General features: G+C 72.8%; 21 protein-coding genes, 1 tRNA gene and 1 pseudogene. 9 read left to right on the plus strand and 14 right to left on the minus strand.

Annotation, left to right across the window (positions count from 1 at the left end; genetic code table 11):
* Window positions 1-5: 5 nt before the first annotated feature.
* The 4 genes and pseudogenes from ehuD to C3488_RS42715 all read right to left on the minus strand — a co-directional run.
* Entirely contained in the window at window positions 6-656 is a 651-nt protein-coding gene (gene ehuD / locus C3488_RS25805) for an ectoine/hydroxyectoine ABC transporter permease subunit EhuD (RefSeq protein ID WP_103843297.1), read from the minus strand.
* Window positions 653-1,351 (minus strand): ectoine/hydroxyectoine ABC transporter permease subunit EhuC, encoded by a 699-nt coding sequence (gene ehuC / locus C3488_RS25810; RefSeq protein ID WP_103843299.1) that lies wholly within the window; start codon window positions 1,349-1,351, stop codon window positions 653-655. Before ehuC ends, ehuD begins: the two co-directional genes overlap by 4 nt.
* Window positions 1,348-2,265: an ectoine/hydroxyectoine ABC transporter substrate-binding protein EhuB gene (gene ehuB / locus C3488_RS25815; RefSeq protein ID WP_103843301.1), complete on the minus strand. Its 918-nt coding sequence runs from the start codon at window positions 2,263-2,265 to the stop codon at window positions 1,348-1,350. The genes ehuC and ehuB overlap by 4 nt, the downstream gene beginning before the upstream one ends.
* A 139-nt stretch (window positions 2,266-2,404) precedes the next feature.
* Window positions 2,405-2,552, minus strand: a pseudogene (locus C3488_RS42715) (D-2-hydroxyacid dehydrogenase); the annotation flags it as partial.
* Window positions 2,553-2,871: 319 nt separating this feature from the next.
* Here C3488_RS42715 and C3488_RS25825 point away from each other — a divergent pair.
* Window positions 2,872-3,603 carry a decarboxylase gene (locus C3488_RS25825; RefSeq protein ID WP_103843303.1) on the plus strand — a complete coding sequence of 244 codons (732 nt, stop codon included), beginning with the start codon at window positions 2,872-2,874 and terminating at the stop codon, window positions 3,601-3,603.
* 132 nt (window positions 3,604-3,735) lie between these two features.
* Window positions 3,736-4,821, plus strand: coding sequence for an LLM class flavin-dependent oxidoreductase (locus C3488_RS25830; RefSeq protein ID WP_103843305.1), 1,086 nt, complete (start codon window positions 3,736-3,738; stop codon window positions 4,819-4,821).
* Window positions 4,822-4,875: 54 nt separating this feature from the next.
* On the opposite strand, the gene C3488_RS25835 is transcribed toward C3488_RS25830, so the two are convergent.
* Complete coding sequence (locus C3488_RS25835) at window positions 4,876-6,900, minus strand: bifunctional diguanylate cyclase/phosphodiesterase (RefSeq protein WP_103843306.1); 2,025 nt, start codon at window positions 6,898-6,900, stop codon at window positions 4,876-4,878.
* Between the two features lie 464 nt (window positions 6,901-7,364).
* Here C3488_RS25835 and C3488_RS25840 point away from each other — a divergent pair, with 464 nt between their 5' ends.
* Window positions 7,365-8,702: a M6 family metalloprotease domain-containing protein gene (locus tag C3488_RS25840; protein ID WP_103843318.1), complete on the plus strand. Its 1,338-nt coding sequence runs from the start codon at window positions 7,365-7,367 to the stop codon at window positions 8,700-8,702.
* Between the two features lie 369 nt (window positions 8,703-9,071).
* Here C3488_RS25840 and C3488_RS25845 read toward each other — a convergent pair.
* The 7 genes from C3488_RS25845 to C3488_RS25875 all read right to left on the minus strand — a co-directional run bounded on the left by C3488_RS25845 (window position 9,072) and on the right by C3488_RS25875 (window position 15,453).
* A tRNA-Lys gene (locus tag C3488_RS25845) sits at window positions 9,072-9,145 on the minus strand.
* The gene (locus C3488_RS25850) at window positions 9,136-9,744 is read right to left on the minus strand and encodes a bifunctional DNA primase/polymerase (RefSeq protein ID WP_103843307.1); all 609 of its coding nucleotides are present in this window, start codon (window positions 9,742-9,744) and stop codon (window positions 9,136-9,138) included. Before C3488_RS25850 ends, C3488_RS25845 begins: the two co-directional genes overlap by 10 nt.
* Window positions 9,745-9,889: 145 nt before the next feature.
* Window positions 9,890-10,255 carry a hypothetical protein gene (locus C3488_RS25855; RefSeq protein ID WP_103843308.1) on the minus strand — a complete coding sequence of 122 codons (366 nt, stop codon included), beginning with the start codon at window positions 10,253-10,255 and terminating at the stop codon, window positions 9,890-9,892.
* A 231-nt stretch (window positions 10,256-10,486) separates the two neighbouring features.
* Window positions 10,487-11,839 (minus strand): AAA domain-containing protein, encoded by a 1,353-nt coding sequence (locus C3488_RS25860; RefSeq protein ID WP_258053641.1) that lies wholly within the window; start codon window positions 11,837-11,839, stop codon window positions 10,487-10,489.
* The gene (locus C3488_RS25865; protein ID WP_103843309.1) at window positions 11,836-13,428 is read right to left on the minus strand and encodes a hypothetical protein; all 1,593 of its coding nucleotides are present in this window, start codon (window positions 13,426-13,428) and stop codon (window positions 11,836-11,838) included. The genes C3488_RS25860 and C3488_RS25865 overlap by 4 nt, the downstream gene beginning before the upstream one ends.
* Entirely contained in the window at window positions 13,419-14,549 is a 1,131-nt protein-coding gene (locus tag C3488_RS25870; RefSeq protein WP_103843310.1) for a hypothetical protein, read from the minus strand. The genes C3488_RS25865 and C3488_RS25870 overlap by 10 nt, the downstream gene beginning before the upstream one ends.
* Window positions 14,500-15,453, minus strand: a complete 954-nt coding sequence (locus C3488_RS25875) for a phosphatase PAP2 family protein (protein ID WP_103843311.1) — start codon at window positions 15,451-15,453, stop codon at window positions 14,500-14,502. The genes C3488_RS25870 and C3488_RS25875 overlap by 50 nt, the downstream gene beginning before the upstream one ends.
* Before the next feature lie 194 nt (window positions 15,454-15,647).
* On the opposite strand from C3488_RS25875, the gene C3488_RS25880 reads away from it, so the two are divergent.
* Complete coding sequence (locus tag C3488_RS25880; protein WP_103843312.1) at window positions 15,648-16,244, plus strand: histidine phosphatase family protein; 597 nt, start codon at window positions 15,648-15,650, stop codon at window positions 16,242-16,244.
* A gap of 128 nt (window positions 16,245-16,372) precedes the next feature.
* Here C3488_RS25880 and C3488_RS25885 read toward each other — a convergent pair whose 3' ends face one another.
* Complete coding sequence (locus tag C3488_RS25885; RefSeq protein WP_181139197.1) at window positions 16,373-17,836, minus strand: hypothetical protein; 1,464 nt, start codon at window positions 17,834-17,836, stop codon at window positions 16,373-16,375.
* Window positions 17,837-18,189: 353 nt separating this feature from the next.
* Here C3488_RS25885 and C3488_RS25890 point away from each other — a divergent pair, with 353 nt between their 5' ends.
* The gene (locus C3488_RS25890) at window positions 18,190-18,570 is read left to right on the plus strand and encodes a hypothetical protein (RefSeq protein WP_103843321.1); all 381 of its coding nucleotides are present in this window, start codon (window positions 18,190-18,192) and stop codon (window positions 18,568-18,570) included.
* A gap of 162 nt (window positions 18,571-18,732) precedes the next feature.
* Window positions 18,733-19,599 (plus strand): spermidine synthase, encoded by an 867-nt coding sequence (locus C3488_RS25895; RefSeq protein WP_103843313.1) that lies wholly within the window; start codon window positions 18,733-18,735, stop codon window positions 19,597-19,599.
* Window positions 19,600-19,630: 31 nt separating this feature from the next.
* On the opposite strand, the gene C3488_RS25900 is transcribed toward C3488_RS25895, so the two are convergent.
* The gene (locus tag C3488_RS25900) at window positions 19,631-20,143 is read right to left on the minus strand and encodes a hypothetical protein (RefSeq protein ID WP_103843322.1); all 513 of its coding nucleotides are present in this window, start codon (window positions 20,141-20,143) and stop codon (window positions 19,631-19,633) included.
* A gap of 131 nt (window positions 20,144-20,274) precedes the next feature.
* On the opposite strand from C3488_RS25900, the gene C3488_RS25905 reads away from it, so the two are divergent.
* From C3488_RS25905 to C3488_RS25915, 3 genes are all read left to right on the plus strand, one after another.
* A complete protein-coding gene (locus C3488_RS25905; RefSeq protein ID WP_181139198.1) occupies window positions 20,275-20,979 on the plus strand; it encodes a response regulator transcription factor in 705 nt (234 codons plus the stop codon).
* Window positions 20,976-22,373 (plus strand): HAMP domain-containing sensor histidine kinase, encoded by a 1,398-nt coding sequence (locus tag C3488_RS25910; RefSeq protein WP_103843315.1) that lies wholly within the window; start codon window positions 20,976-20,978, stop codon window positions 22,371-22,373. The genes C3488_RS25905 and C3488_RS25910 overlap by 4 nt, the downstream gene beginning before the upstream one ends.
* Window positions 22,374-22,481: 108 nt before the next feature.
* On the plus strand, window positions 22,482-23,571 hold a 1,090-nt coding region (locus C3488_RS25915; protein ID WP_103843316.1), incomplete at its 3' end, for a cellulose binding domain-containing protein.

Consider the following 23,571-nt stretch of genomic DNA (forward strand, 5'->3'; position numbering starts at 1 on the left):
GGGTGTCAGCGGACAAGGCGTCGCTCCAGTGCTCGCAGGAGGAGGGAGGCGGGGTAGGAGATCAGGACGAAGGCCACACCGATCACGGTGAGCGGCTCGGTGAACTGGAAGTGCTGCTGGGAGAAGAGCCGCGCCTGGCCGAGCATCTCGAGGACGGTGATCGCCATCAGCATCGGCGTGTCCTTCAGCATCGAGATCACGTAGTTGCCGAGGGCCGGCACGACCCGGCGGATCGCCTGCGGCAGGATCACCGCCGTCCAGGTGCGCCGCGTCGGCAGGCTCAGCGCGGTGGCCGCCTCCCACTGACCGGCGGGCACGGCGTCGATGCCGGCCCGGTAGACCTGCATGGTGTAGGTGGAGTAGTGCAGGCCGATCGCCACGACACCGGTGGTCAGCGCGGAGAAGGTCAGGCCCCACTCGGGCAGCACGTAGAAGAGGAAGAAGAGCTGCACCAGCAGCGGGGTGTCGCGGACGAACTCCGTGACGATCCCCACCGGCCAGCGCACCCACCGGGTCGGCGTGCGCATCAGCAGCGCCCACACCAGACCGAGCGCGAACGAGATCAGCGAGCCGAGGGCAAGCGCCTCCAGGGTGACGACCAGACCGTCGAGGAAGTGCGGCATGAAGGCGCGGACGGTGCCCCAGTCCCAGGTCATCGGACACCACCTCCGACCGGCCGGCGCACGGAGACGCGGGGCTGCGGCGCCTTTCCGATCCCGCCCTTGAGCCGGCGCTCCAGCCCCCGCATCAGGCGGGTGATCACGAAGGCGATCACGAAGTAGATGAGCAGGACGTAGGTGTAGATCTGCGCGCTCTCCTGGAGTGCCAGCCGCACCAGGTTTCCGCTGAACGCCAGATCGCCCATGCCCATGATCGACACCAGCGCGGTGGCCTTGAGCAGTTCGATCAGCAGGTTCGAGAACGGCGGGATCATCTCGGGCACGGCCTGCGGCAGCAGGATCTTCCGCATCCGCTGCCACGGGGTGAAGCTCAGCGCGATCCCGCCCTCACGCTGCGCGGGATCCACCGAGTTCAGGGCGCCGCGCACGATCTCCACCCCGTACGCGCCGTAGGTCAGCCCCAGTGCGAGGGTGCCCGCCCACATCGGCACCAGCTGCCAGCCGAAGGCGATCGGCAGCACGAAGAACACCCAGAAGATCATGATCAGGGCGGAGGTGCCGCGGAATACCTCGGTGTAGAAACCGGCGAGGAAGCGGACGACCCGTCTGTGATGGGTGCGTGCCATGCCGACGGCGAAGGAGACGGCCGTCGCGAGCAGGGCGCTGAGGACGAGGAGCTGGATCGTCGTCCAGATGCCTTTCAGTACGAGTTCCCACAGTCCCGGGGTCATCCGCGGCACAGCTCCTTCGCGGTCAGATCGGTCATCTCGGCCCTGGTGAAGCCGAACGGGCGCAGGATCCGGAAGAGTTCGCCGCTTGCCTTCAACTTCCTCAGCTCGGCGTTGAAGGCGTCCCGCAGGCGGGTCTCGGTGGGCCGGAACGCGAAGGCGCCGCCGTCGACGTGCGGTCTGCCCTTCACCAGGGGCTTGAAGGGCTCGGTGGCCTCCGCCCTGCTCGAGTTCCTGACGACCTGGCGGACGGTCAGCGCGGTCGCGGTGAACGCGTCGACACGTCCGGCCTCCACGGCGTTGAGCCCGGCGACCTGGTCGGTGACGAGCAGCAGGTCGCTCTGCTTGTACCCGGCCTCGACGGCGTACTGGATCTGCGCGTTCCCGGTGCCGGTGGCCAGTTTCGCCTTCTTCGCGACGACGTCCCCGTAGGTGTGCAGGCCCTTGGGATTGCCCTTGCGTACGACGAAGGCGTCGAGCATCTGGTAGTCGGGGTCGGCGAAGATGACCTGCTGGCAGCGCTCCGGGGTCACGTACATCCCGGCGGAGACCACGTCGAACTGCTGGGAGTTCAGACCGGGGATCAGCGAGCCGAACTCGGTCGGCACGGGCTGCACCCGGTCGACGCCGAGCCGTTTGAAGATGACCCTCGCCAGCTCGGGGGCCTCACCGGTGAGACGGCCGTTCTTGTCGATGTAGCCGAACGGGATCTCGCCGGCGATGCCGAGGCGGACGACGCCCTGGGCCCGAAGCCGGCTGAGCAGGTCGCCGCCCGGCGTGCTCGACGCCGCCGCGACACGGCTGCAGCCGGCCGCGCCCAGCGCGCCGAACGCGGCGACACCGGCGAGCAGCGACCGGCGGGTGGTTCCGGGTTGCCCCGGGTCGTACGTCCGTGCATTCGTCCGTGGGGGAGCCATGGGCGCGCGGCTACCCGGGACCATGCGATGTATTCAGGCCAGTTCCGGCCCCGATCGTCCTCGGCGGACCGTACCGGAGGCCGCCGTTTCGTTCGGCCCGTGCGTTGACCAGCGGGGACAGCGGCCGGAGGGCGGCTCCGTGGCCGGGAACGCATCCCCGTTTCCTGTCCACCACGTTCACCAGCGGTTCACCCGCGGACCGGCGTTCGTACAGCGCCAGGAACTGGGCGCCGAGCTCGTCCTGACGGCCGACCCGTGTCACCGCTCATGCGCGGGGACACCAGCAGGTCCCAGGTGCGCGGCAGGTCCTTGGCCAGGGCGAGGACGAGCCCGGCCACGTACTCGGCGGCCGGCTGCTCGAAGACGAAGAGCGCGTTCGTCACCACCGCGCGTTCGGCGGCGGCCGGCAGCGGCCGACGGGGCGTCCGACGTGCGCGGATCGACCACGGCCGGACCACGGCACGGTGCCGTCTACACGACCGACCAGGTGATGAGGGGGACGGCTCCGCCTCACCTGGGTACCCGCGCCATGGGTCACCGGCAGGCTCTGCTCCACGCGGCGGCACACCGGGGACCCGTACCGCCGGACGAACAGGAAGGTTGGGCATGACCGCACTCGGATTCCTCTACCCGGGCCACTTCGCCGAGGACGACTATCCGCGCATCGAGCAGTTGCTGGCCGGCGACATCCGGGTGGATCTCGTGCACACCGACGTCGGCGAGGACGCGCACCGCGCCGATCGGCTCCGGGAGATGGGCTCGCCGCAGCGGCTCGCCTCGAGCGCCCAGGAGCTGCGGCTCACGGGCGCCGAGGCGGTGGTGTGGGCGTGCACCAGCGGCAGCTTCCTGCGCGGCTGGGAGGGCGCCCACGAGCAGGTGCGAACTCTCGCGCGTACCGCCGGGATGCCGGCGTCGTCCACGGCGTTCGGCTTCGTGCACGCCGTGCGGGAGATCGGGGCGCGGCGGCTTGCCGTCGCGGCGACGTACCCGGACGACGTGGCTCAGGAGTTCGCCTCCTTCCTGCGGGCGGCCGGCGCGGAGGTGGTCGCGGTCCACGCCGCGGACGCCGGAGCGGCGGCGCGGGTGGCCGCGTGGGGCGCCGATGAGGTCCTGGCGCTGGCCCGCGCGGGCGACCACGCCGACGCGGACGCGGTCCTGATCCCGGACACCGCCCTCCACACGGCCGCGCACCTGACGGCCCTGGAGAAGGACCTGGCCAAGCCGGTCCTCACCGCGAACCAGGTCACGGTGTGGGAGGCGCTGCGCCTGGTGGACCGCCGGGTGAACGCGCCGAGCCTGGGGACGCTGTTCACCAGGGAGCCGGTGGTGCAGGTGTAGGGGATCTCGGCTGCCGGGGTCTTTGGGGTGGGGTCTCCGGCGCCGAGAGCTCCCGGGGCGTTGCGGGAATAACCGGGGACCATCTCCTGTTAGAGGCACGAGAGACGCGACGCTCACGCAGGAGGCAGAGCAGTGGACGAGATCCGAGGCACGGCACAGGGCACCGCCCCCGTCCCCCTGTCCGTACTGGACCTGGTCACCGTCGGCGCGGGCACCACCGCCACCGACGCCCTGCGCACCAGCGTCGCCCTCTCCCGGCTCGCGGAGGCCCGCGGCTTCCACCGGTACTGGGTCGCCGAGCACCACTCCATGCCGGGCGTGGCCTCCTCCTCGCCCGCGGTGATCCTCGCGCACCTCGCCGCCCACACCGACCGCATCCGGCTCGGTTCGGGCGGCGTCATGCTGCCCAACCACGCCCCGCTGGTCATCGCCGAGCAGTTCGGCACGCTGGAGGCCATGGCCCCCGGCCGTATCGACCTGGGCCTCGGCCGCGCCCCCGGCACGGACGGCGCAACGGCCGCCGCGCTGCGCCGCAGCGACCAGTTGAACGAGGGCGCCGACGACTTCCCGCAGCAGCTCGCCGAGCTGACCCGGTTCCTCGACGACGACTTCCCGGACGGCCACCCCTACGCCCGTATCCACGCGGTCCCGGGCCCCGTGCAGGCCACCTCGCCGGGCGGCGTCCAGTCCCCGCACCGGCCGCCGGTCTGGCTGCTCGGCTCCTCCGGGTTCAGCGCCCGCCTGGCCGGCATGCTCGGCCTGCCGTTCGCCTTCGCCCACCACTTCTCGGCGCAGAACACCATCCCGGCGCTCGACCTGTACCGCGACTCCTTCCGCCCGTCCGAGGTCCTCGACGCGCCGTACGCCCTCATCGGCGTCTCCGCGCTCGCCACCGACGACGAGAGGGAGGCCCGCCGCCAGGTCCGGGCCGCCGCCCTGAACATGCTCCGGCTGCGCATGGGCCGCCCCGGTCTCGTCCCCACGCCGGAGGAGGCCGAGGTGCACGAGTTCAGCCCCATGGAGGAGGAGTTCATCGGGTCCTGGAACTCCAACGTCGTCCACGGGACTCCGGACGAGGTCCGCTCCGGCCTGGACGACCTCCACAAGCGCACAGGCGCCGACGAGTTGATGCTCACGTCCAACGCCCACAGCGGCGACGTACGCCTGAGGTCGTACGAACTCATCGCGGACGCGTACGGGATGCCCGCGGCGGCTTGAGTCACCCGGCGTCGGGGGTGCCGTCCCCGAAGCAGGAGGGACCCCCGGCCAGGCTCACTTGCGGCACCCTTCTCCTTCGACCAGCTCCGAGATCCGGTCCGGCGGCACCGGGCGTGAGTACAGCCAGCCCTGCCCGGTGTCGCAGCCGATGCGGCGCAGGCGGGTGGCCTGGGCCGAGGTCTCCACGCACTCCGCGGTGACCGTCAGGCCCAGCCGGTGGGCGAGCTGGATCATGGCTTCCACGATGACCTCGTCGGCCGGGTTCGGATGCGCGTCCGTGCCCTCGTACTGGAAACCCCGGACGAACGACCCGTCCAGCTTCAGCACGGACACCGGCAGCCGGCTGAGGTAGGCGAGGTTGGAGTATCCGGTGCCGAAGTCGTCGATCGCGATGCGCACCCCCATCTCGCTGAGTGCCTGGAGCGCCTGGAGCGGACGGCCGGCCGAACCCATGACCGCGGACTCGGTCAGCTCCAACTGGAGCAGGTGCGGGGCGAGTCCGGTCTCCGCCAAGGTCTCCGCCACGTCCGCCACCAGGTCCGAGTCCCAGACCTGACGCACCGCCACGTTCACGCTGACGAAGAGCGGCGGCTCTTCCGGGCGTTCCAGCTGCCAGCGGCGTGCCTGCCGGCAGGCCGTCTTCAGTGCCCAGCGCCCGAGCTGGACGATCGAACCGTCCTCTTCGGCCAGTCCGATGAACCGATTCGGCGTCAAGGTGCCGAACTGAGGGTGATGCCAGCGCACCAGCGCCTCCACCCCGCGCACCCGTCCGTCCTCCATGCCGACCAACGGCTGGTACTCCAGGGCGAATTCACCCCGCTCGATGGCCGGTCGCAGCCCCGAGGACAGTGCCTGGCGGGTCATCCGGTGGGCGTTGCGCTCCGGGTCGAACAGCGTCCAGCGGGCCTTGCCGTCGGCCTTCGCCCAGTACAGCGTCGTATCGGCCGCCTGCATCAGACCGGTCGCACTCGTGCCGGCCGCGTGCCGCTCGACGACGCCGATGGACGCCGACACCGACAGCCGCTGCCCGGACAGGTCGAATGGCTCCTGGATCGCCTTGAGCACCGACTCGGCCAGTTCGGCCAGTTGCTCGGTGCCCGTGGAGTCCTCGACCAGGAGCGCGAACTCGTCGCCACCCAGCCGGGCCACCAGGGGAGTGGTGGGCCGCCCGTGGCCCGCCTCGTCCGCGCAGTGGGTCAGGCGTTCCGCGACGGCCGCGAGCAGCCGGTCGCCGACGCGGTGGCCGAGGGTGTCGTTGACCGCCTTGAAGCCGTCGAGGTCGAGGTAGCACAGTCCGATCCGGCCGGTACCGCTCTCCTCGTACGTATCCGCCTCCAGCGCGGCCGACAGCCGTTCGAAGAACAGCGTCCGGTTGGGCAGCCTGGTCACCGGGTCGTGCATCTGCAAGTGCCGCAGCCGGGCCTGGAGTTCGCGGCGGGCGCTGATGTCGGCGACGGAGAGGAGGACCGCCTTCTCGGCCTCGGGCAGCGGCGTGACGGTCACCTGGACCCACAGCGAGTGCCCGTCGGGGTGTTTGACGCGGCGCGTGCAGCGGAGTTTGGCCTGGCGTCCGCGCAGCACCTCGCGGTAGGCGTGCCAGGTACGGGCGTCCGAGGACAGGTCCAGCAGGTCGGCGGCGACCTTGCCGGCCAGTGCTTCCACATCGGTGCCGAGCAGTGAACCCATCGCCTCGTTGGCGGTGACGACCAGCCCCTCCCGGTCGACCACCGCCATGGCGAGCGGCGCGGCGGTGAACGCGGCGCCGAAGGAGACCGGTTGGGGCCCTGCGGCGGGGGTGAAGGGTGGCGTGTCGACGGCGGGGGTGAGGGGTGGCGCCTCGACCGACGGGGTGAGGGACGGCGTGTCGACCGCCGGGGTGAGGGGCGGCGTGTCGACGGACATGGCGAAGGACGGCGCGTCGACGGGCGGGGTCAGGAGTCCGTCTTCGGAGGTGAGGGGTGGGTCGTCGGAAAGGGGTGATGGCTGGGACGTACCGGATGACGTGGTGTCGTAACTGTGTGTGATGGCCGGGCCGACGAGGTCTGCCGCGGGCGCCGGCCCATCGGACGTTCCGCTCACCGCTCGCTCCCGCAGTGCACTCGTTCTTCGTACGGATCTCTTGGGTCTCGTCGGGGTCGACGGCCGCAAGGCGGGCGGCCGTACAAGCCGTGTTCGTGCAGGAAAGTGTGCCGATCATAGAGGCTGGCCCAAAGGCCTTCCAGCCGATGTGCAGTGTCCCGCGGCGAGCACGTGTTCTGACAGATCGTTTCTGCCCGTGCCGGAGCCCGGTCCATCAGGCCGCCCGTGGTTGTGACGTTCCGTGAGTACTGGGGGCGTCGGCGCACGTCGGCCGCCCCCCTGGCGCTCGTGCGCCGTCGTGCGCTACCGCCCCGCACTGCCCCTCCCGTGCCCGTCGCGGTTCCTTCTTGGGCCATCCCCTGACCGATGGCCTCTCACCCTTCCGGGGCAGACAAACAGGACGTAGTCATACAAATAAGACCAGGCTGGGAGTGGAGTTCCGAGAACCGCACCCGGAGGTCGACGTGCCGCGTCCGCTCCCCTTCACGGGGCTCACCCGCGAGACCCTGAAGGGGATCGCCTGGGGCGCGTCGCCCGTCCTGCGCAGCGGCACGGCCCTCGCCACGTCGATGACCGCGCTGGTCGCGACCTCGCTCGTGACGGGTCCCGCACTCGCCGAACCGCTGGCCGCGGCCTGCCAGATCGCGCGTAGCCGGGCGCACCACTCCGAGGGCGTCGACACCTGGAACGCCGCCTACACGCGCCCCACCCGCGCGCTGGACGCGGTCCTGGTCTTCCTGTCCTTCCCGGACGCGACGCCGGCGACCACGCCGGCCGAGCTGACCGGCGACTACTTCCCGGACACCAGCCGCTTCTTCGAACGCGCGTCCTACGGCCGGTTCGCGCTGCGCCCCCATCCGGTGGACCACTGGATCCGGATGCCGCACCCGTCCACCTCCTACGCCATACGGCGCGACTGGAGCGTCGAGAGCCGGGCCGCCTATCTGCGCGACGCGCTCGCCGCGGCGGACAAGGACGTCGACTTCTCCCGGTACGACATCGTGTACCTCGTGGCCGACCCGGACGCGCCCGGTGTCGACTCGGACGCCACGAAGGTGGTGAACCTGGACACCCCGCTGCGGGCCGACGGCAGGGACATCCGCCGCGTGGTCACGGTCTTCGAGAAGCACCCGCCGGACCAACTCGTCCTCGCCCATGAGACAGGCCATGTGTTCGACCTGCCCGACCTCTACCACCGTCCGACCGACGGCAAGGGGGACTGGGACACCTACGTGGGCGACTGGGACCTCATGGGGAGCCAGTTCGGACTGGCCCCGGATCTCTTCGCCTGGCACAAGTGGAAGCTGGGGTGGCTGGACGAGAGCCAGGTGGTGTGCGTACGGGCTCCGGGCAGCACGCGGCTGACACTGGAGCCGGTGGCTGCGGGACCGACCGGGGTGCCGCAGGTGCCGGTGAGCGCGGGTGCGGCGGGGGCGCCGGCGCGAGGGGTGGAGGCGTTCGGGTCGGGGCACGGCACCAAGCTGGCGGTGGTCCGGACGGGGGCCGACAGTGTGCTGGCCATCGAGGCGCGCGGTGCGGTGGGCAACGACAGCGCGGCCTGCACCCAGGGGGTCCTCGTCTACCGGGTGCGCGGCGGGACGGAGTCCGGGGGCGGGCCGGTGGAGGTCCTGGACGCCCACCCGCACAGCTCGGCCTGTGCCGGCACGTCGGTGTACCCGCCCCTGGCGGACGCGCCGATCCGGGAGGGCGAGACCTTCACGGTGCCGGGGGAGGGGGTGCGGGTGGAGGTGGAGGGGAGGACGGCTTCTGGGGAGTGGACTGTTCGGATCACGAAGGGGTGAGGGGTGGGGATGAGTGCGTGGGTTGGGGGGCGGTGAGGGTGGCGAGGGTGCCCGGGGCTCGGGGCGCGATCGCGTCTCGCCTGCACGCCGGGTGGGTTCGGCGGCGTGCGGTCGGTGGGACGTGTCGCTCCTGAAGTGCAACAGAAGACGCAGATGTGCTGCACTTCGCCGCACAAGCAGGGCGCGGCCGCGTTTCGGGTTCGGACCCCGGGTGGGATACCCGGTGCCGTATCGCCGGACGGCGCCTGCGGCGGACCTGGATGGGGGTGTGGGTGGCGAAGCCCCCACAACGCGCGGCGAAGCCGCGCAGAAACGACGATGGCGAGGCGTGTTCGCGCTTTCCGCGAACACGCCTCGCCATCGCCATCGTGCGCCGCCAGGGACTCGAACCCCGGACCCGCTGATTAAGAGTCAGCTGCTCTAACCAACTGAGCTAGCGGCGCCTGCTGACGTCGTAGACCTTAGCACCCTGGTCCGCGGGAGGAAAAATCGATATGCGTACGGGGTCGGAGGCCGCCGCGCGGGCGGCTCGGACGGCTGCCCAGAGGATGATCTCCGGGCCGGGCAGCCAGGGCCGACGGGTGTCGGGGGCGACCAGCCAGCGGGAATCGAGCCTGGTGGCGGCGGGGTCGGCCGGGTGGACGGCGGGCACCGTCACCGCGTCGCCGACCCCGTGGCACAACAGCGGCGGGATCTTGGGCGTACGGCCGCCCCACTCCTCCCAGTCGAGCAGCGCCGGCAGTCGCCGGGCCGTGCCGGGCGCCGTGAACAGCAGGGTGCGGCCCCTGTGGACGGCGACGGGCCCGGAGCCGGGACCCTCGTCCCAGAGCTGGTCGAGCATCCGCCGCCCGAAGATCGCGGGGGTGTTGACGACGTCGAACGCGGTGCCGCACGGCAGGACCACCGGGGCGGTGGGGCGATCCGCCCAGAGGGCCAGGGTGCTGCGCCGATTCGTTCCCGCCGAGGCGAGCCAGGCGGCGCCCTCGGAGGTGACGCCGCAGACGTCGTGACAGGCTTCGATGGACGGGGTTCGACTGCTCATGGCAGTCAGGTCTACCCGCCGTGAGCAGTCGATCCCGGTGGGTTGCGGAAAACGGGGACAGAAGGGGGCGAGAGGGGGTAGGGTGCGGCCCGGCATATGCCGCATGATCATTCGATGTCATCGGCGCTGCGAGGCGCCGGGATGGTCAGCCGAGGCTTTCCGGTCCGTTCGAGTCGACACCGCGGAGCAGATCCCGCCCGAACTCCACCATCTTCTTGGCGTAGTCCTCGGTCCACTCCGCCCGCTCGGCGATCGCCGCCGGCGTCAGCCGGTCGAAGCGGCGCGGGTCGGCGAGCTGGGCCGCGGCGATCGCCTGGTACTCCACCGCCCGGTCCGTGGCCGCGCGAAACGCCTGTGTCAGCTCCGTGGCCCGCGCCAGCAGCGCCCGCGGGTCGTCGATCGACTCCAGGTCGAAGAAGTGTTCCGGGTCGGAGGCCGCCTCCGCGGGCTCGAAGAGCAAGGGCGCGGGGCGTAGCCGCGGCTCGTTCCGACGCGGCGTGGGCTCCGCCATGTCTTGTCCTCCTCGTACGGTCGGGTGGCGCCCTTTTCGGGTGGGCCACCGTCCATTGTCGCGCGCCGACGCAAGGGCGCCGGGATGTGGGCGGGGCACGGCGCCGCGCGCTCTCCCGCCGCACGCCCCCGCCCTTCGGGTCTCAAGGCCACCGGCGCCCGCGATGTTCCCGGCAGTCCGGTGCCCGCCGGTCCCGCGATGTCCGGGCCCCCGGCCCGCGACGTTCCCAGGTCAGGGCCGCCAGGGCACCCGGTGCTCCGCCAGATGTGCGAGCACCGCGTGATTCGCCTCCCACCCGTCCGGGAACTTCACCGTCACCCCCAGCTGCACCGGCTCCGTCGACGGATGGTCGTCCAGCAGTTCCGTCACCCCCGCGCGGCACACCACGATGCACGCGTGCCGGTGCCGGGACGCCAGTACGCACAGGCGGCCGGTCTCCAGGTGGAACGCCGTCGCGTCCGGGCGGCCCGACAGCGGATGCAGCACCACCGTCACATCGAACTCCCGGCCCTGCAGCCGGTTGGCCGTGTCCACGGTGACGTCCTGCACCCCGAGGTCGGCCAGTGCCGAGCGCACCGCCGCCGCCTGGTCCCGGTGTGCGGTGCCGACGGCGATCCGGTCCGCGGTCAGCGGCGCCGGATCCTCCGCCCGCTCCGACAGCGCCGCCCCGCCCCGGTCGAGGAGTCGCCGTACGACCGTGGCGACCGCCCGCACCGCCTCCGGGTCCGTCCTCGGGGTGTGCCGGGCGGGCAGCTCCAGCAGCCCCCAGCCGGTCTCGGCCGCCTCGTCGATCACCCGGTCAGGACCCGAGCCGTCCGACGTGACCGCGAAGGCCAACCGCCGGTCCCCGTGGTCCGTACCGCTGCGGAACGGCGTGTACGGGTAGAACGCCTGCGACACCAGGGGAGCCGCCGACGCCGGCAGTCGCCACGACACCGGCAGCCGGTGCTGCGGCAGCTCCGGATTGTGGGCCAGCAGCGTCGTCACCGCGGACGCCGACGGGTCGTACGACAGCCCCGCCCACTGCTCCGCGCCGACGATCGCGAACGGATCCAGCTGCCCCGGGTCGCCGACGAACAGCGCCCGTTCGAACAGGCCCGCCACCGCCAGGAGCGCGTCCGAGCGCATCTGGTACGCCTCGTCCACGATCGCGTGCCGCCACGGCTCGACGTCCTTGACGTGCGCCCACTTGGCGGCGGTCGAGATCACCACGTCCAGGCCCGCCAGGTCGCCCGCCTTGGCCGACTTGCGCACGGTCGGCAGGTCGTCGAGCGCCTTGTCGTACGGGTCCGGGTCGCTGCTGTGCAGCCGCCCGACGGGGAGGTCCGGTTCCTTCTCGGCCAGCCGCAGCACCAGGTCGTCGACCTGCGCGTTCGTCTGCGCGATCACCATCAGCGGACGTCCGGCGGAGGCGAGTTCGAGCGCGGCCCGGACGACCAGGGTCGACTTCCCGGCGCCCGGCGGCGAGTCCACCACGACCCCTCGGTGTGCGCCGTGCAGAGTGTCGCGCAGGATCGCCTCGGTGGCCCGGGCGGCCGCGGCCCCCGGGTCGAAGTCCCTGCCCGGCGGGGCGAACACGGTCACAGCACGTCCTCCTCGGTCACCGGATCCGGCTGCGGTACGGCCTCACCCTCACCCGGCGGCCCGCCGTGCGTCCACGGCGTCTCCTCCGGGTCGGGCAGCTTCGCCCCGCCGCGCTGCTCGTGTTCGAAGAGCGTGAAGCACACGTGGTCCCCCTTCTCGGGGACCGACCCGGCCTCCGGCTCCTTGCCGCGGCCCATCTTGTCGACGATGCGCAGGACCAGCAGGCCGTCCCCCTCGTGGCCCACGAACTCCGCCGCCTGCGGCTTCCCGCCCAGCGACCGGTACACCTTCGTGCGCTCCCCGAGGTGTGGCCGGTCCTCGGTCCGTACGGTCACCAGCGGGCGCGGGCTGGGGCGTCTGCCCTCGCTGTACGCCATCACGACCTCCGTGACCTCGCCCGCGAACGCCTCTCCGGCGAGCCGCCGCCCGGCCATGACGAGCGGGTCGTCGAGTGCTTCCTGGGCGTCGAGGCGGGCCTGTTCGCGCTCGCGCGTGGCGAGCTTGTTCGCCGCGGTGACCGCGTCGTCGTGGCGCGGCTGCGGCGGCTCCCCGGCGGCCACCCGGTCCCGGTGCCCGGTGAACGACCAGCGGTCGCGCGTCCACCGGTCCGCGACATGCGCGCCCTCCGGCAGTGCGCGCAGCAGGTCCAGCCCCTGCCACACCGCGTCCCAGGTCGGCCGCGTACGGCTCTCCACCAGGGCGCGGATCTCCCCCTCGGCCGCGGTGAGTTCACCGAAGCGGTCGTCGGCCTCCACGCCGTCCTCGGCGGCGGCGAGCCGGGTGCGGGCGCGGTCGTAGCGCTCGATCGCCGGGGCGAGCAGTTCGTTGTCGAACGCCGGGTCGGTGGCCGGTCCGGCCGGCGGGCACAGCAGCTGGCCGTCCGCGTCCCGGGCCAGCTCGGCGCGGAGCGCGGCGTCCGTACCCGAGGCGCCCTCGGGCGGGTCGATCCAGGCGAGCAGCGCGCCCAGGTGCTGGTCCTCCAGGTTCGACTGCCCGGTCGCCCAGTGCCGTCCGAGCAGATCGGTGAGCGCGAGCAGCAGGGAGGAGCCGGGGACGCGGGCACGCTCGCCGAAGTGCGTGAACCAGCGGCCGAGGAGCGGGACGCGCGGGGGCGCCGGGTGAGGGGTCTCCGGGTCCTGCTCGGCGGTGCGGCGGAACCGCATGGAGCGGCCCAGCAGCCGTACGAAGTCGATGCCCGCCCGGCTCGGCACGATCAGCTGCGGGGCGTCGGCACACAGCTCGACCTCCACCTTGACGCGCTTGCCGGTCTCCGGGTCGGTCTCGGTGCGCTCGGCGGGCTCCACGGTGTCCGCGTGGGCGTCGATGTGGGGCAGGACGACGTCGGCGAGTTCGGCGAGGAACGCGAACCTGAGGTCGGGGTCGCGGGGCTGCGGCACGACGAGCAGCCGGGGGCCGTCCCGGTCGGTGCCGACGAGCGCGCCGAGCGGCGCTCCGGCCTCGCCCGCGGTGATGAGCGGGACGAGGACGAGGGGGCGCTCGGACAGGTGACGGTGCCGGACGGTGGCGGCGGGCTGGGCGCGGCCGGTGCGCACGGCCTCCAGGCGGGCGAGGGTGGTGATCAGGGACATACGGCGCCCTCCCGTCCGGCGAGCGCCTCCGCCCGCAGCCGCGCCGCCCGGCGCAGGGCCGCCACCGCCGGGTCGTCCGGGTGCCCGGCCGTGCCGTGGGCGGCGGCCAGGATGTCGTCCACCGTGGTCAGGCCGCCCAGCTCGGCCCGCAGCGACCGGCCCAGGGCCGCCACGGCGCCCTGCTCCCGGGCGCGGTCACGGCAGTGGAAGGCCAGCTCGCAGGCGGCCAGGCACTCCGGCGCGTACGTCGCAGGGACCGACTCCACCGCGGCCTGAAGCTCCTCCTGTGGAAGGTCCGGCGCGAAGCACGTGCCCTCGGGAAGGGCGTCGGCGATCTCGTCGATGCGGGTGAGACGGGCCAGCTGGCGCCGGGTGACCGCGCGCTGCTTGCGGACGTCGACGGGCGAGGCGGTGGGCAGGTTCGAGAAGTCCTTCGGGCACACCAGCAGGATCCTGTGGCGTACGACGGGTGCCGGGGTGAGGCGCTCGGCGACCTCCTCCAGCGCCAGTACGTACACCGCGGACTGCCGCGCGGCCGCCCCCACCTTCGCCGGGTCCGCCGAACCGTCGAGCAGGGGGAAGGACTTGATCTCGACGACCGTCCAACTGCCGTCCGGGTGCACCACCACCGCGTCCGGCTCCAGGAACGCGGGCGATCCCGCCACGTCGAGGGCGAGCATGGGGTGGTCGAGCAGCGCCCAGCCGCGCGCCTCGGTGGCCGCGCGCAACGCCAGTGCCGTACGCGCCGCGCGCCCCTCCGGGCCGGCCGCGGCCAGGTCCGGAACGAGGGCCCCCTCCGGGGCGTCGGCGGTCGGGTCCAGCTTCTCGCGCACCAGACGCAGCAGCTCCGCACCGCCGTCCGCCTTGACCCGGGCCTCGAACGCGTTGCCCCGCATGAAGGCGAACTGCGACTGGCCGAACGCCGACGGCGCGCCCAGCGCGCCCGCCAGCGCCGCCTTGTCCACACCGGCGCCGTCCAGCAGCGCGCGCCGCCGGCATCCGGGGTTCGCGGCGAGCGCGGCGAGGGCGCGCGCGTCCAGCGCCCTGGGCGGTACGGACGGCCCGCGCAGCTCAGCGAGCCGCTGCCGCAGCGCCGTCCCCCGCGTCCGCGGGAGCGGCACCCGGCCCGGCTCCCGGCCCGGGGCGGGAGAGGGGCTGTCGGGGAATTCGTTCACCCGCCGAAGTCTGGCATCCGGCACTGACAATGGGGGAACCAGCGGCTGACGAGGGCTCCGCGACCGGTGCGAAGCGCGCCCGCAGCCGGGCGCTGACCGCGTCCGCCGCCCGCATCACCGGCCGGCTCAGCAGGAAGCCCACGCCCATGACGGCGACCCCGGCGACCGCGTCGAGGAGGTAGTGGTTCGCTGTGCCCATCACGACGAACGTGGTCCCCAGCGGGTACACGACCGCCGCCGCCCTGGCCCAGCGCGAGCGGCCGTGCCGCCACAGCAGCACCCCGCACCACAACGCCCAGCCCACGTGCAGGCTCGGCATCGCCGCGTACTGGTTCGTCATGCCGCCCAGGCCCCGCGGCGCGCTCGCCTCGGCGCCCCACCAGCCGTAGGAGCTGTAGTGCGCCATCGTGTCGACGAACCCGTGGCCCGCGGAGAGCAGTCGCGGCGGACAGGTGGGCATCAGGGAGAAGCCGATCAGACCGATGAACGTGGACGTCATCAGCCAGGTGCGGGCGGCCCGGTAGTGCTCCGCGCGGCGTCTGAAGATCCACACCAGGATCGCCGGGGTGACCAGGTAGTGCAGCGACGCGTACCAGAAGTCGGCGGGCACGCCGAGCCACGCCTCGCGGGTGAAGAGACGGTTCAGCGGATGCTCGGCGTTGATGTGGAGCAGCTTCTCCAGGCGCAGTATCGCCAGACCGTGGTCGACGGCGCCGCTGACATCGCCGCGCGCGAGCAGCCGGCCCGCGGAGTACGAGGCGTACACCACCAGGATCAGGGGCAGTTCGGTCCACCAGCGCAGCCGGGTCAGCGGGCCCACCCCGATGCCTGGTGTCTCGGCCTGCGGCATCCGATTCGCCCTCCCCCTTCTGCTCCTGGTCGCGGCTCCCGGCGGTCCGGTCGTGCCACCTTACGGTGTGGGCGCTGGCGTTCGTGGGGCGCCCCGGACCTCAAAGACGCAGAGAGCGCCCCCCGGGTTGCCCCGGGACGGGGTGGGCGATGATGGAGTGACGTCGTTGCTCAGTACTCCCGGAAAGGTCTCTCATGGCACCGCGCATCCTGCTGGCCCGGCACGGACAGACGGAATGGTCGCTGTCCGGCAAGCACACCGGCAGGACCGATGTGCCGCTGCTGGAGGAGGGCCGGCGGGGCGCCAAGCTGCTCGGTGAGCGGCTGCACCGGGCGCCGTTCGACGGGCTTCCCGGAGTGGAGGTGCGCACCAGTCCGCTGGCACGCGCGCGTGAGACCTGCGAACTCGCCGGCTTCGGCGAGCGGGCGAGCGTCTGGGACACGCTCATGGAGTGGGACTACGGGGCGTACGAGGGGAGGACGCCGGCCGAGATCCAGGACATCCGGCCGGGCTGGTTCATCTGGCGCGACGGCGTGCCCGGCGGGGAGACCCTGGCGGAGGTCTCCGCGCGCGCGGACGAGGTCGTGGCCTGGGCGCGGTCGGAGGACCGGGACGTGCTGGTGTTCGCACACGGGCACATCCTGCGGTCGATCGGGGCGCGGTGGCTGGGGCTGCCGCTGGAGTTCGCGGCGCGGATACGGCTGAATCCGACGTCGCTCTCGGTGCTCGGGTGGGCTTACGGGGAGCCGGCGATCGAGTCCTGGAACGACTTGGGCCACTTGGCCGGGTAGGTGACAGCCGTGGCTGCGGGCAGTCGTGCCGCTGGGCGATGGGGGTCGTCCCTGCTCGACGAGCTTGGGGGAGGCACCCCGTAGCGCCGGGTCGCGCGACCTCCCCCGGCGCCCGCAGCCACGGCCGCTCACGCACTGCGCGGCAGCGAAGCGTGCCGGTCCAGGAACGCCGAGACCCCCGACGCCCGCCGGTGCGGCAGCAGTACCCTCGCCGTGCCCGCAAGCATCGTCAGGACGCGGGAGGACTGGACCTGGTCCAGAAGGTCCAGCACGCGGTGACCGGCCTGGGCCGCCTCGTCCGGACGACCCCCGCGCGCCAGGTCGTCGGCCAGTTCGGCCGTGTACAGGGCGATGTTCCGGGTGAAGTGCGGGTCCTGGAGCTGCGCCGCGCTCCGTGCGTGCCGGGCCGCCCGCGCCCAGTCGCCCAGCGTCGACCAGCACTGCGCCTCAAGGCCCTCCAGTTCGGCCTCGCCGTAGAAGGTCATCCACTCGGGGTCCGAGTCCGACGGCCCCCGTTCGAAGAGCGCCTGCGCCCGTGCGAGCGCCTGTTCACAGCCCGCCCGGTCCGCGAGTCCCGCCCAGCCGCCCGCCTCCCTGAGGGCGAGCAGCGACATGAGCCGGTGCGAGCCGAGCGGGCGCGCGACACGCTGGGCCGCCTGTGCCGCCCGTACGGCCTCGCGCGGCCTGCCCGCGTCACGGGCCAGGAACGCCGTGTTGCAGAACGCGTGTGCCTCGAGGCCCGGATCCCCCGACATCCGGGCTGTCGCCAGCGCCTCCGCGTAGTGCGAGCGGGCGTCGTCGTAACGCCCGGAGTCGTGCGCCAGCCATCCCACCGAGATGGCCAGTTCGCCCGCGCCCGAGTACAGCCGGTCGGCGACCGTCTGCCGGGTCGTACCCGCGTCGAGCAGCGCGTACGCGGCGCGCAGCGGGGCCGCCGCGCGCCGGTACAGGCCGTCCGCGCCGTGCCGGTCGTCGAGCAGGCGGATCTTTCGTACGGCCTCCTCGAGCGCGCTCGCCTCGGACGAGCCCGCACGGTGGACGGGGCGTTCGGCGGCCGCTGCGGGGCCGCCGGGGGTGAGCCCGAAGGGGCCCAGGGAGGCGGCGGCCACCGTCACGGTGCCGCCGGTCATGAATGCGCGACGCTGCACGTCGCTCTCCTCGTGGTTCTGTGCGTCGTACGCGTGCGTGCCGTACGACTCGTGCGACTCGTAGGTGGCTGATGGGTCATACGTCTCGTATGCCTTCCGGTGCTCATCGGGGGCATACGGACGGCGGTTGGTGTGTACGGGGGGCGCCTCGTCTGCGGTGCGCGCCCCTCGTCCGCGCACCGCCGAGCGGGGCGCGAACCCCAGGTCCGTGAGCGTGCGCCCGGGGAACATGTGCAGGAACACTCGTTCGTAGGCGTAGTTGGGGCAACGGATCTCGCCGGCCTCGACGCGTCCGATGTACCGCGCGTCACAGCTGACCCGCTCGCCGATCTCGCGGGCGGCACGCCGTACCGCCGCGGCGAACTCGCCCGGCGAGCGTGATCCGCGCAGCTGCCGGAAGGCGAGATTCGGCCGTGGTGGCCGGGGGGTCTGGGACGAGGTCATGGCCGGGCCCTCTCGTGCGAACCGTCGAACCATGCCGGATTGGGGTGGCTTGTCCGCGTGGTGCCAGTTGGTTCCCTGCGTCCGGCGGTGCAAGAACGTACCTTCCTCGCAGGTGTGGTCATGCGAGGTTTGGCTACAAACCGGATATCTCATGCGAGATCTGCCATGAACTGCCATCCTTTGCGGCAGTGTTGCGCCGTTGCCGTTGACGCTCCCGCGCGTTGAACCCTGTGGACCGGGAGCCGCCCGAACTCCCGACCCAACTCACCGTCGAGGAGGGTTCCGTTGTGGATGCCGGGACGCAGACCCCGCACAGCACCGAGTTCCGTACACGGCCGCAGGCCGCCCAGACCGTGTCGGCCCCCGAGTGCGCCGCACCGCCGCTCCGGGCCCCCGACCTCGTGACCGTGCCCGCCCGGCAGGGGCTGGAGGCGGTCGACATCCTCCGCCGCGGCGCGGGCGACTGCGTCGGGGCCGTGCTGCACGACGACGACTGCGACACCCTCGGCTTCCTGGTACCGCCCGGCACGGCGGACGCGTGGGACGTCCCCGGCAGCACGTGCACGAAGACCGACGGGCGCGGCATGAGTCTGGTCGCCCCGCTGCCCCCGGTCGAGGGCACGGGCTGGCTCCTGCCGCCCGGCGAGGCGGAGCCGGCCACGGACCCGGCGGTCCTGCGCGCGGCCCTCGGGGAGGCGGCCCGCATGATCGAGGCCGCCGACAACTGTCGATGAGCCGCCCGCCTGGCCGGGACCGCGCCGGCAACCGTCGGTGAGCCTCCGCCCACACCTCGGATCGAACGCGGTCCGGCCGGGTGGGGGCGTGAGCCGACCGGGTTGCCGAGCAGGGCCCGACCTCGGTGAGCCGCCCTCCGCGCCGCCCCGGATAATGGCGAGATGGGCAGGTCACGGAACGCGCGGCGCGGGCAGGGAGCCGAGGCCGTCGTCGAGGCGGTCGACGGCGGACTCGCCCAGCTGATACCCGACCGGGACCGGGCGCGCGCCTGGACCCTCCTCATCGACGGCGCCCCGCAGTCGCATGTCGACCTCGACGACCCGCGGCACCTGTCCTTCGAGTACCAGCGCCGGCTCGGCCACGTCATCGACCTGGCCGCCCCGCCCGGCCGTCCCGTGCACGCCGTGCACCTCGGCGGCGGCGCGTTCACCCTCGCCCGCTACACCGCCGCCACCCGCCCCCGCTCCACCCAGCAGATCGTGGAGCGTGACGCGGCGCTCGTCCAACTCGTGCGCCGAGCCCTGCCGTTGGACCCGAACGCCCGGATCCGGGTGCGCTCCACGGATGCCCGGGAAGGGCTCGCCAAGGTGCCGGACGGCTGGGCCGACCTGGTCGTCGTGGACGTGTTCAGCGGGGCGCGCACTCCGGCGCACCTGACGTCGGTCGAGTTCCTCACCGAGGTCCGCCGGGCGCTGAAGGACGGCGGTGTGTACGCGGCCAATCTCGCCGACGGCCCTCCGCTCGCCCATCTGCGCGGCCAGATCTCCACGGCGGCGGCCGTCTTCCCCGAGCTCGCACTGATCGCCGAGCCGGCCGTCCTGCGTGGCAAGCGCTTCGGCAACGCGATCCTGGTTGCCTGCGGCCACCCGCTTCCGATCGCCGAACTGACCCGCCGAGCCGCCTCGGACCCGCATCCCGCGCGCGTGGAGCACGGCAAGGCGCTGACCGACTTCACGGGCGGCGCGGCGGCCGTCACGGACGCGGCGGCGGTGGCGTCCCCGGCACCCCCGCCCTCGGTCTTCCGCTGAACAGGCCGACCCCGCCGACTCCGAGTGGCGGCTAGTAGTTCCCGATCTCCACGTGGGGCGGACCGTCGTGCCAGGTGCAGAACACCGACACCCGGTCGGCGCCGGACGCGAACTCCACGCGGATCCAGGTCTCCGTCTTCCAGACCTGCATGGACCAGCCGGTGCCGGGGGTGGCCGACACGAGCGTCGCCGAGGTGGTGCCCAGGTCGAAGACCACGCGACCGCCGGCGGTGTCGTAGCTCTTGACCTGGCCGGAGACGGTGGTGGACGGGCCGGGCTTCGTGGCCCGGGACTTGGAGGGCGTCGGCCGCGGGCTCGTCGTGCCCGGCGTCGGCGACGGGCTCTTCGACGGGACCGGACGCTGCGTCGGGGGAGCCGGTGGCCTCGACTCCTGCGTCGTGGCGCCGCCCGCCGTGACGGGCAGGGCGCGCGGCGGGTCGTATGCGGTGCCCGCCAGCACGGTGTGGACACCCCACCACGACAGCGTGGCCGCCGCTCCGGTGGCCAGCGTCCACGCCAGTACGTGCAGGAGACCTCTCGACATCCCGGCCATACTGCCTCACCAGCCCCACGGGTGTCTCACGGGTCGCACACAGTTCCGTTTCTCCCGTTGCGGCGCGGGGAGTTGTCCACAGGCCCCGAACGGCCCTGCCCGCATGGCGTACGGTGCCGCCCATGGCAAGTGTGCTCGTGGTCGAGGACGACCAGTTCGTACGCTCGGCGCTCATCAGGCATCTGACGGAGGCCGGACACACCGTGCGCAGCGTCGGCACCGCGCTGGAGGCGCTGCGCGAGGTCGCGCACGTCCCCTTCGACGTCGTCATCCTCGACCTCGGGCTGCCCGACCTGGACGGCTCCGAGGCGCTGAAGATGCTGCGCGGCATCACGGACGTCCCGGTCATCATCGCCACGGCACGCGACGACGAGGCGGAGATCGTCCGCCTGCTCAACGCGGGCGCGGACGACTATCTGACCAAGCCGTTCTCGGTCGAGCACCTCTCGGCTCGGATCGCGGCGGTGCTGCGCCGCGTCCGCACGCCCGCCGCCGACGCCGGGCCCCCGACCGTCATCCGGGTCGGCGGACTCGCCATCGACCCGTTGCGCCGCCACGCGGAACTGGACGGCGTGCCCATGGACCTGACACGCCGTGAGTTCGATCTGCTCGCCTTCCTCGCCGGCCGGCCCGGCGTCGTCGTACCGCGCCGGGAGCTGCTCGCGGAGGTCTGGCGACAGTCGTACGGCGACGACCAGACCATCGACGTCCACCTCTCCTGGCTCAGGCGGAAGTTGGGTGAGACGGCCGCCAGGCCGCGCTATCTGCACACCCTGCGCGGAGTCGGCGTGAAGCTGGAGCCGCCTCGGACGGAGCCGCTGCCATGAGGTGGGCACTGGTCAAGGTGTGTCTGGCGGTGACCACGATGGTGGTGGTCGCCTTCGCGGTCCCGCTCGGGCTGGTCGTCAAGGAGATGGCACGCGACCGGGCCTTCGCCGGCGCTGAGCGCCAGGCCGCCGCGATCGCGCCCGCGCTGTCCATCACCTCCGACCGGGACCAGTTGGAGCGGGTCGTCGCCTCGGCGGGCTCCGGCGACGGGATAGCGGTGCACATCCCCGCGGGGGGCGGCACGAAAGCGGTCGACATCGGCCGTCGGCGCGCCGCCGCCAAGGACATCGCGGCCACCCGCCGGCTCGGACGTGCCTCCACCACCGAGGTCCCGGGCGGTTCCACGCTGCTCCAGCCCACCGCGCTCAGCTCCGGGACGATCGCCGTGATCGAGGTCTACGTGCCCGAGTCCGAGGTGACGCACGGCGTCGGCACGGCCTGGGCGGTGCTCGCCGCGGTCGGCGTCGCGCTGATCATCGGCTCGGTGGCGGTCGCCGACCGGCTCGGCGTGCGGATGGTGCGGCCCGCGCGGCGCCTGGCCGAGGGGGCGCACGACCTGGGGGAGGGGCAGCTCGGGGCACGTGTGCCCGAGGACGGGCCGGCCGAACTGCGCGCGGCGGCGGTCGCGTTCAACTCGATGGCCGACCAGGTCGTACAACTCCTCGCGAACGAACGGGAGCTGGCGGCCGACCTGTCCCACCGCCTGCGGACCCCGCTGACCGTGCTGCGGCTGAACGCGGCCTCGCTCGGCGAAGGGCCGGCCGCCGAGCAGACCCGTCAGGCGGTGGCGCAGTTGGAGCGCGAGGTGGACACGATCATCCGTACGGCCCGCGAGGCCAAGCCGCAGACGGCGGCGGCCGGACCGGGCGCCGGGTGCGACGCGGCGGAGGTGGTGCGCGAGCGGATGGCGTTCTGGTCGGCGCTCGCCGAGGACGAGGGCCGCAAGTGGCGGGTGGCCGGGGCCGACCGTCCGGTCCGCATACCCGTCGCGCGGTCCGACCTCGCCGCCGCGCTGGACGCCCTGCTCGGGAACGTCTTCCGGCACACCCCGGAGGGCACGGCGTTCGCGGTCGACGTGCACAACGCCGAGGACGCGGTGATCGTGCTGGTGTCCGACGCCGGGCCCGGCATACCGGACCCGCAGGTGGCGATGGCCCGCGGTCGCGGCTCGGGCAGCGACGGCTCGACGGGCCTCGGCCTGGACATCGTGCGCAGGCTCGCCGAGTCGACCGGCGGCGACGTACGGATCGGCTCCTCGGTGCTGGGCGGTACGGAGGTGCGGCTCTGGTTCCAGCTGGACGGACGGGCCCCGACACGGCGCGGCCACCGCGTACGCCGAAGACGCCGCCGCATATTGGTCTCTACCTTTAACCGCCCCCGATCCCTTCCTTAAGCGCACCCTAAGATCCTCAACGCCCGCCCGGATCAGGCGTTTTGTCCCCTATCGGCTCGCTAGCGTGCTGCCGCATCCACCCCTCGTAACAGCGAAGGCAGGCACGCGATGAGCAAGGCGCACCGGCGCGGGATCAGCGGCAGAAACAAGGCGATCGGCGGCACGGTCGCCGCCGTCGTGGTCGGCGGTGGCGCCCTCGTCGTCACCGGCACGGCGCACGCCGCCGACGTCGGCGCGGCGTACACGAAGACCAGCACCTGGTCGACGGGCTACACCGCGCAGTACGTGATCACGAACGACAGCGGCCAGGCCAAGGCCGACTGGACGCTGCAGTTCGACCTTCCCCCGGGTGCGAAGCTCAGCTCGCTGTGGGACGGCACGTCGGCGGTGAGCGGACAGCACGTCACCGTGAAGCCGCCGTCCTGGGACAAGGACGGTCTCGCGGCGGGCGAGTCGGTGACCGTCGGCTTCGTGGTCAGCGGCTCCGGCGATCCGACGGGCTGTCTCATCGACGGCGCGAAGTGTTCCGCCGACGACGGCACGACCCCGCAGCCCAGCGGCCGCCCGACCCAGTCCCCTACCCCGGCGCCCACCCCGCCCTCGACCGCCACGCCGTCGCCCACCGCCACGCAGACCACCGGGGGCGGCACCGGCACCGGATCCACCACGAGCGCCGGCTTCTCCCCGTACGTCGACACCTCCCTCTACCCGGCCTTCGACCTGGCCGCCGCGGCTGACGCGACCGGTGTGAAGAACTACAACCTGGCGTTCGTGACCGACGGTGGCGGCTGCACCCCCAAGTGGGGCGGCGTCTCCGACCTGGGCAACGACGCGGTGGCCGCACAGATCGGCGCCCTGCGCGCCAAGGGCGGCGACGTCCGGGTCTCCTTCGGCGGCGCATCCGGCTCGGAACTGGCCACGACCTGCTCCTCGGCGGACACGCTGGCGGCGGCGTACGGGAAGGTCGTGGACGCGTACAAACTCACCAAGGTCGACTTCGACGTCGAGGGCGGCGCGCTGCCGAACGCGGCCGCGAACACCCGCCGCGCCCAGGCCATCGCCAAGCTGCAGCAGCGACACCCGGGACTGGACGTGTCCTTCACGCTCCCGGTCATGCCGGAGGGCCTGACCCAGGACGGAGTGAACCTGCTCGACGATGCCAGGACCAACGGTGTGAAGATCTCGACCGTCAACATCA

Origin of the sequence: Streptomyces sp. Ru72 (assembly GCF_002920635.1) — a bacterium.
Lineage (GTDB): Bacteria > Actinomycetota > Actinomycetes > Streptomycetales > Streptomycetaceae > Streptomyces.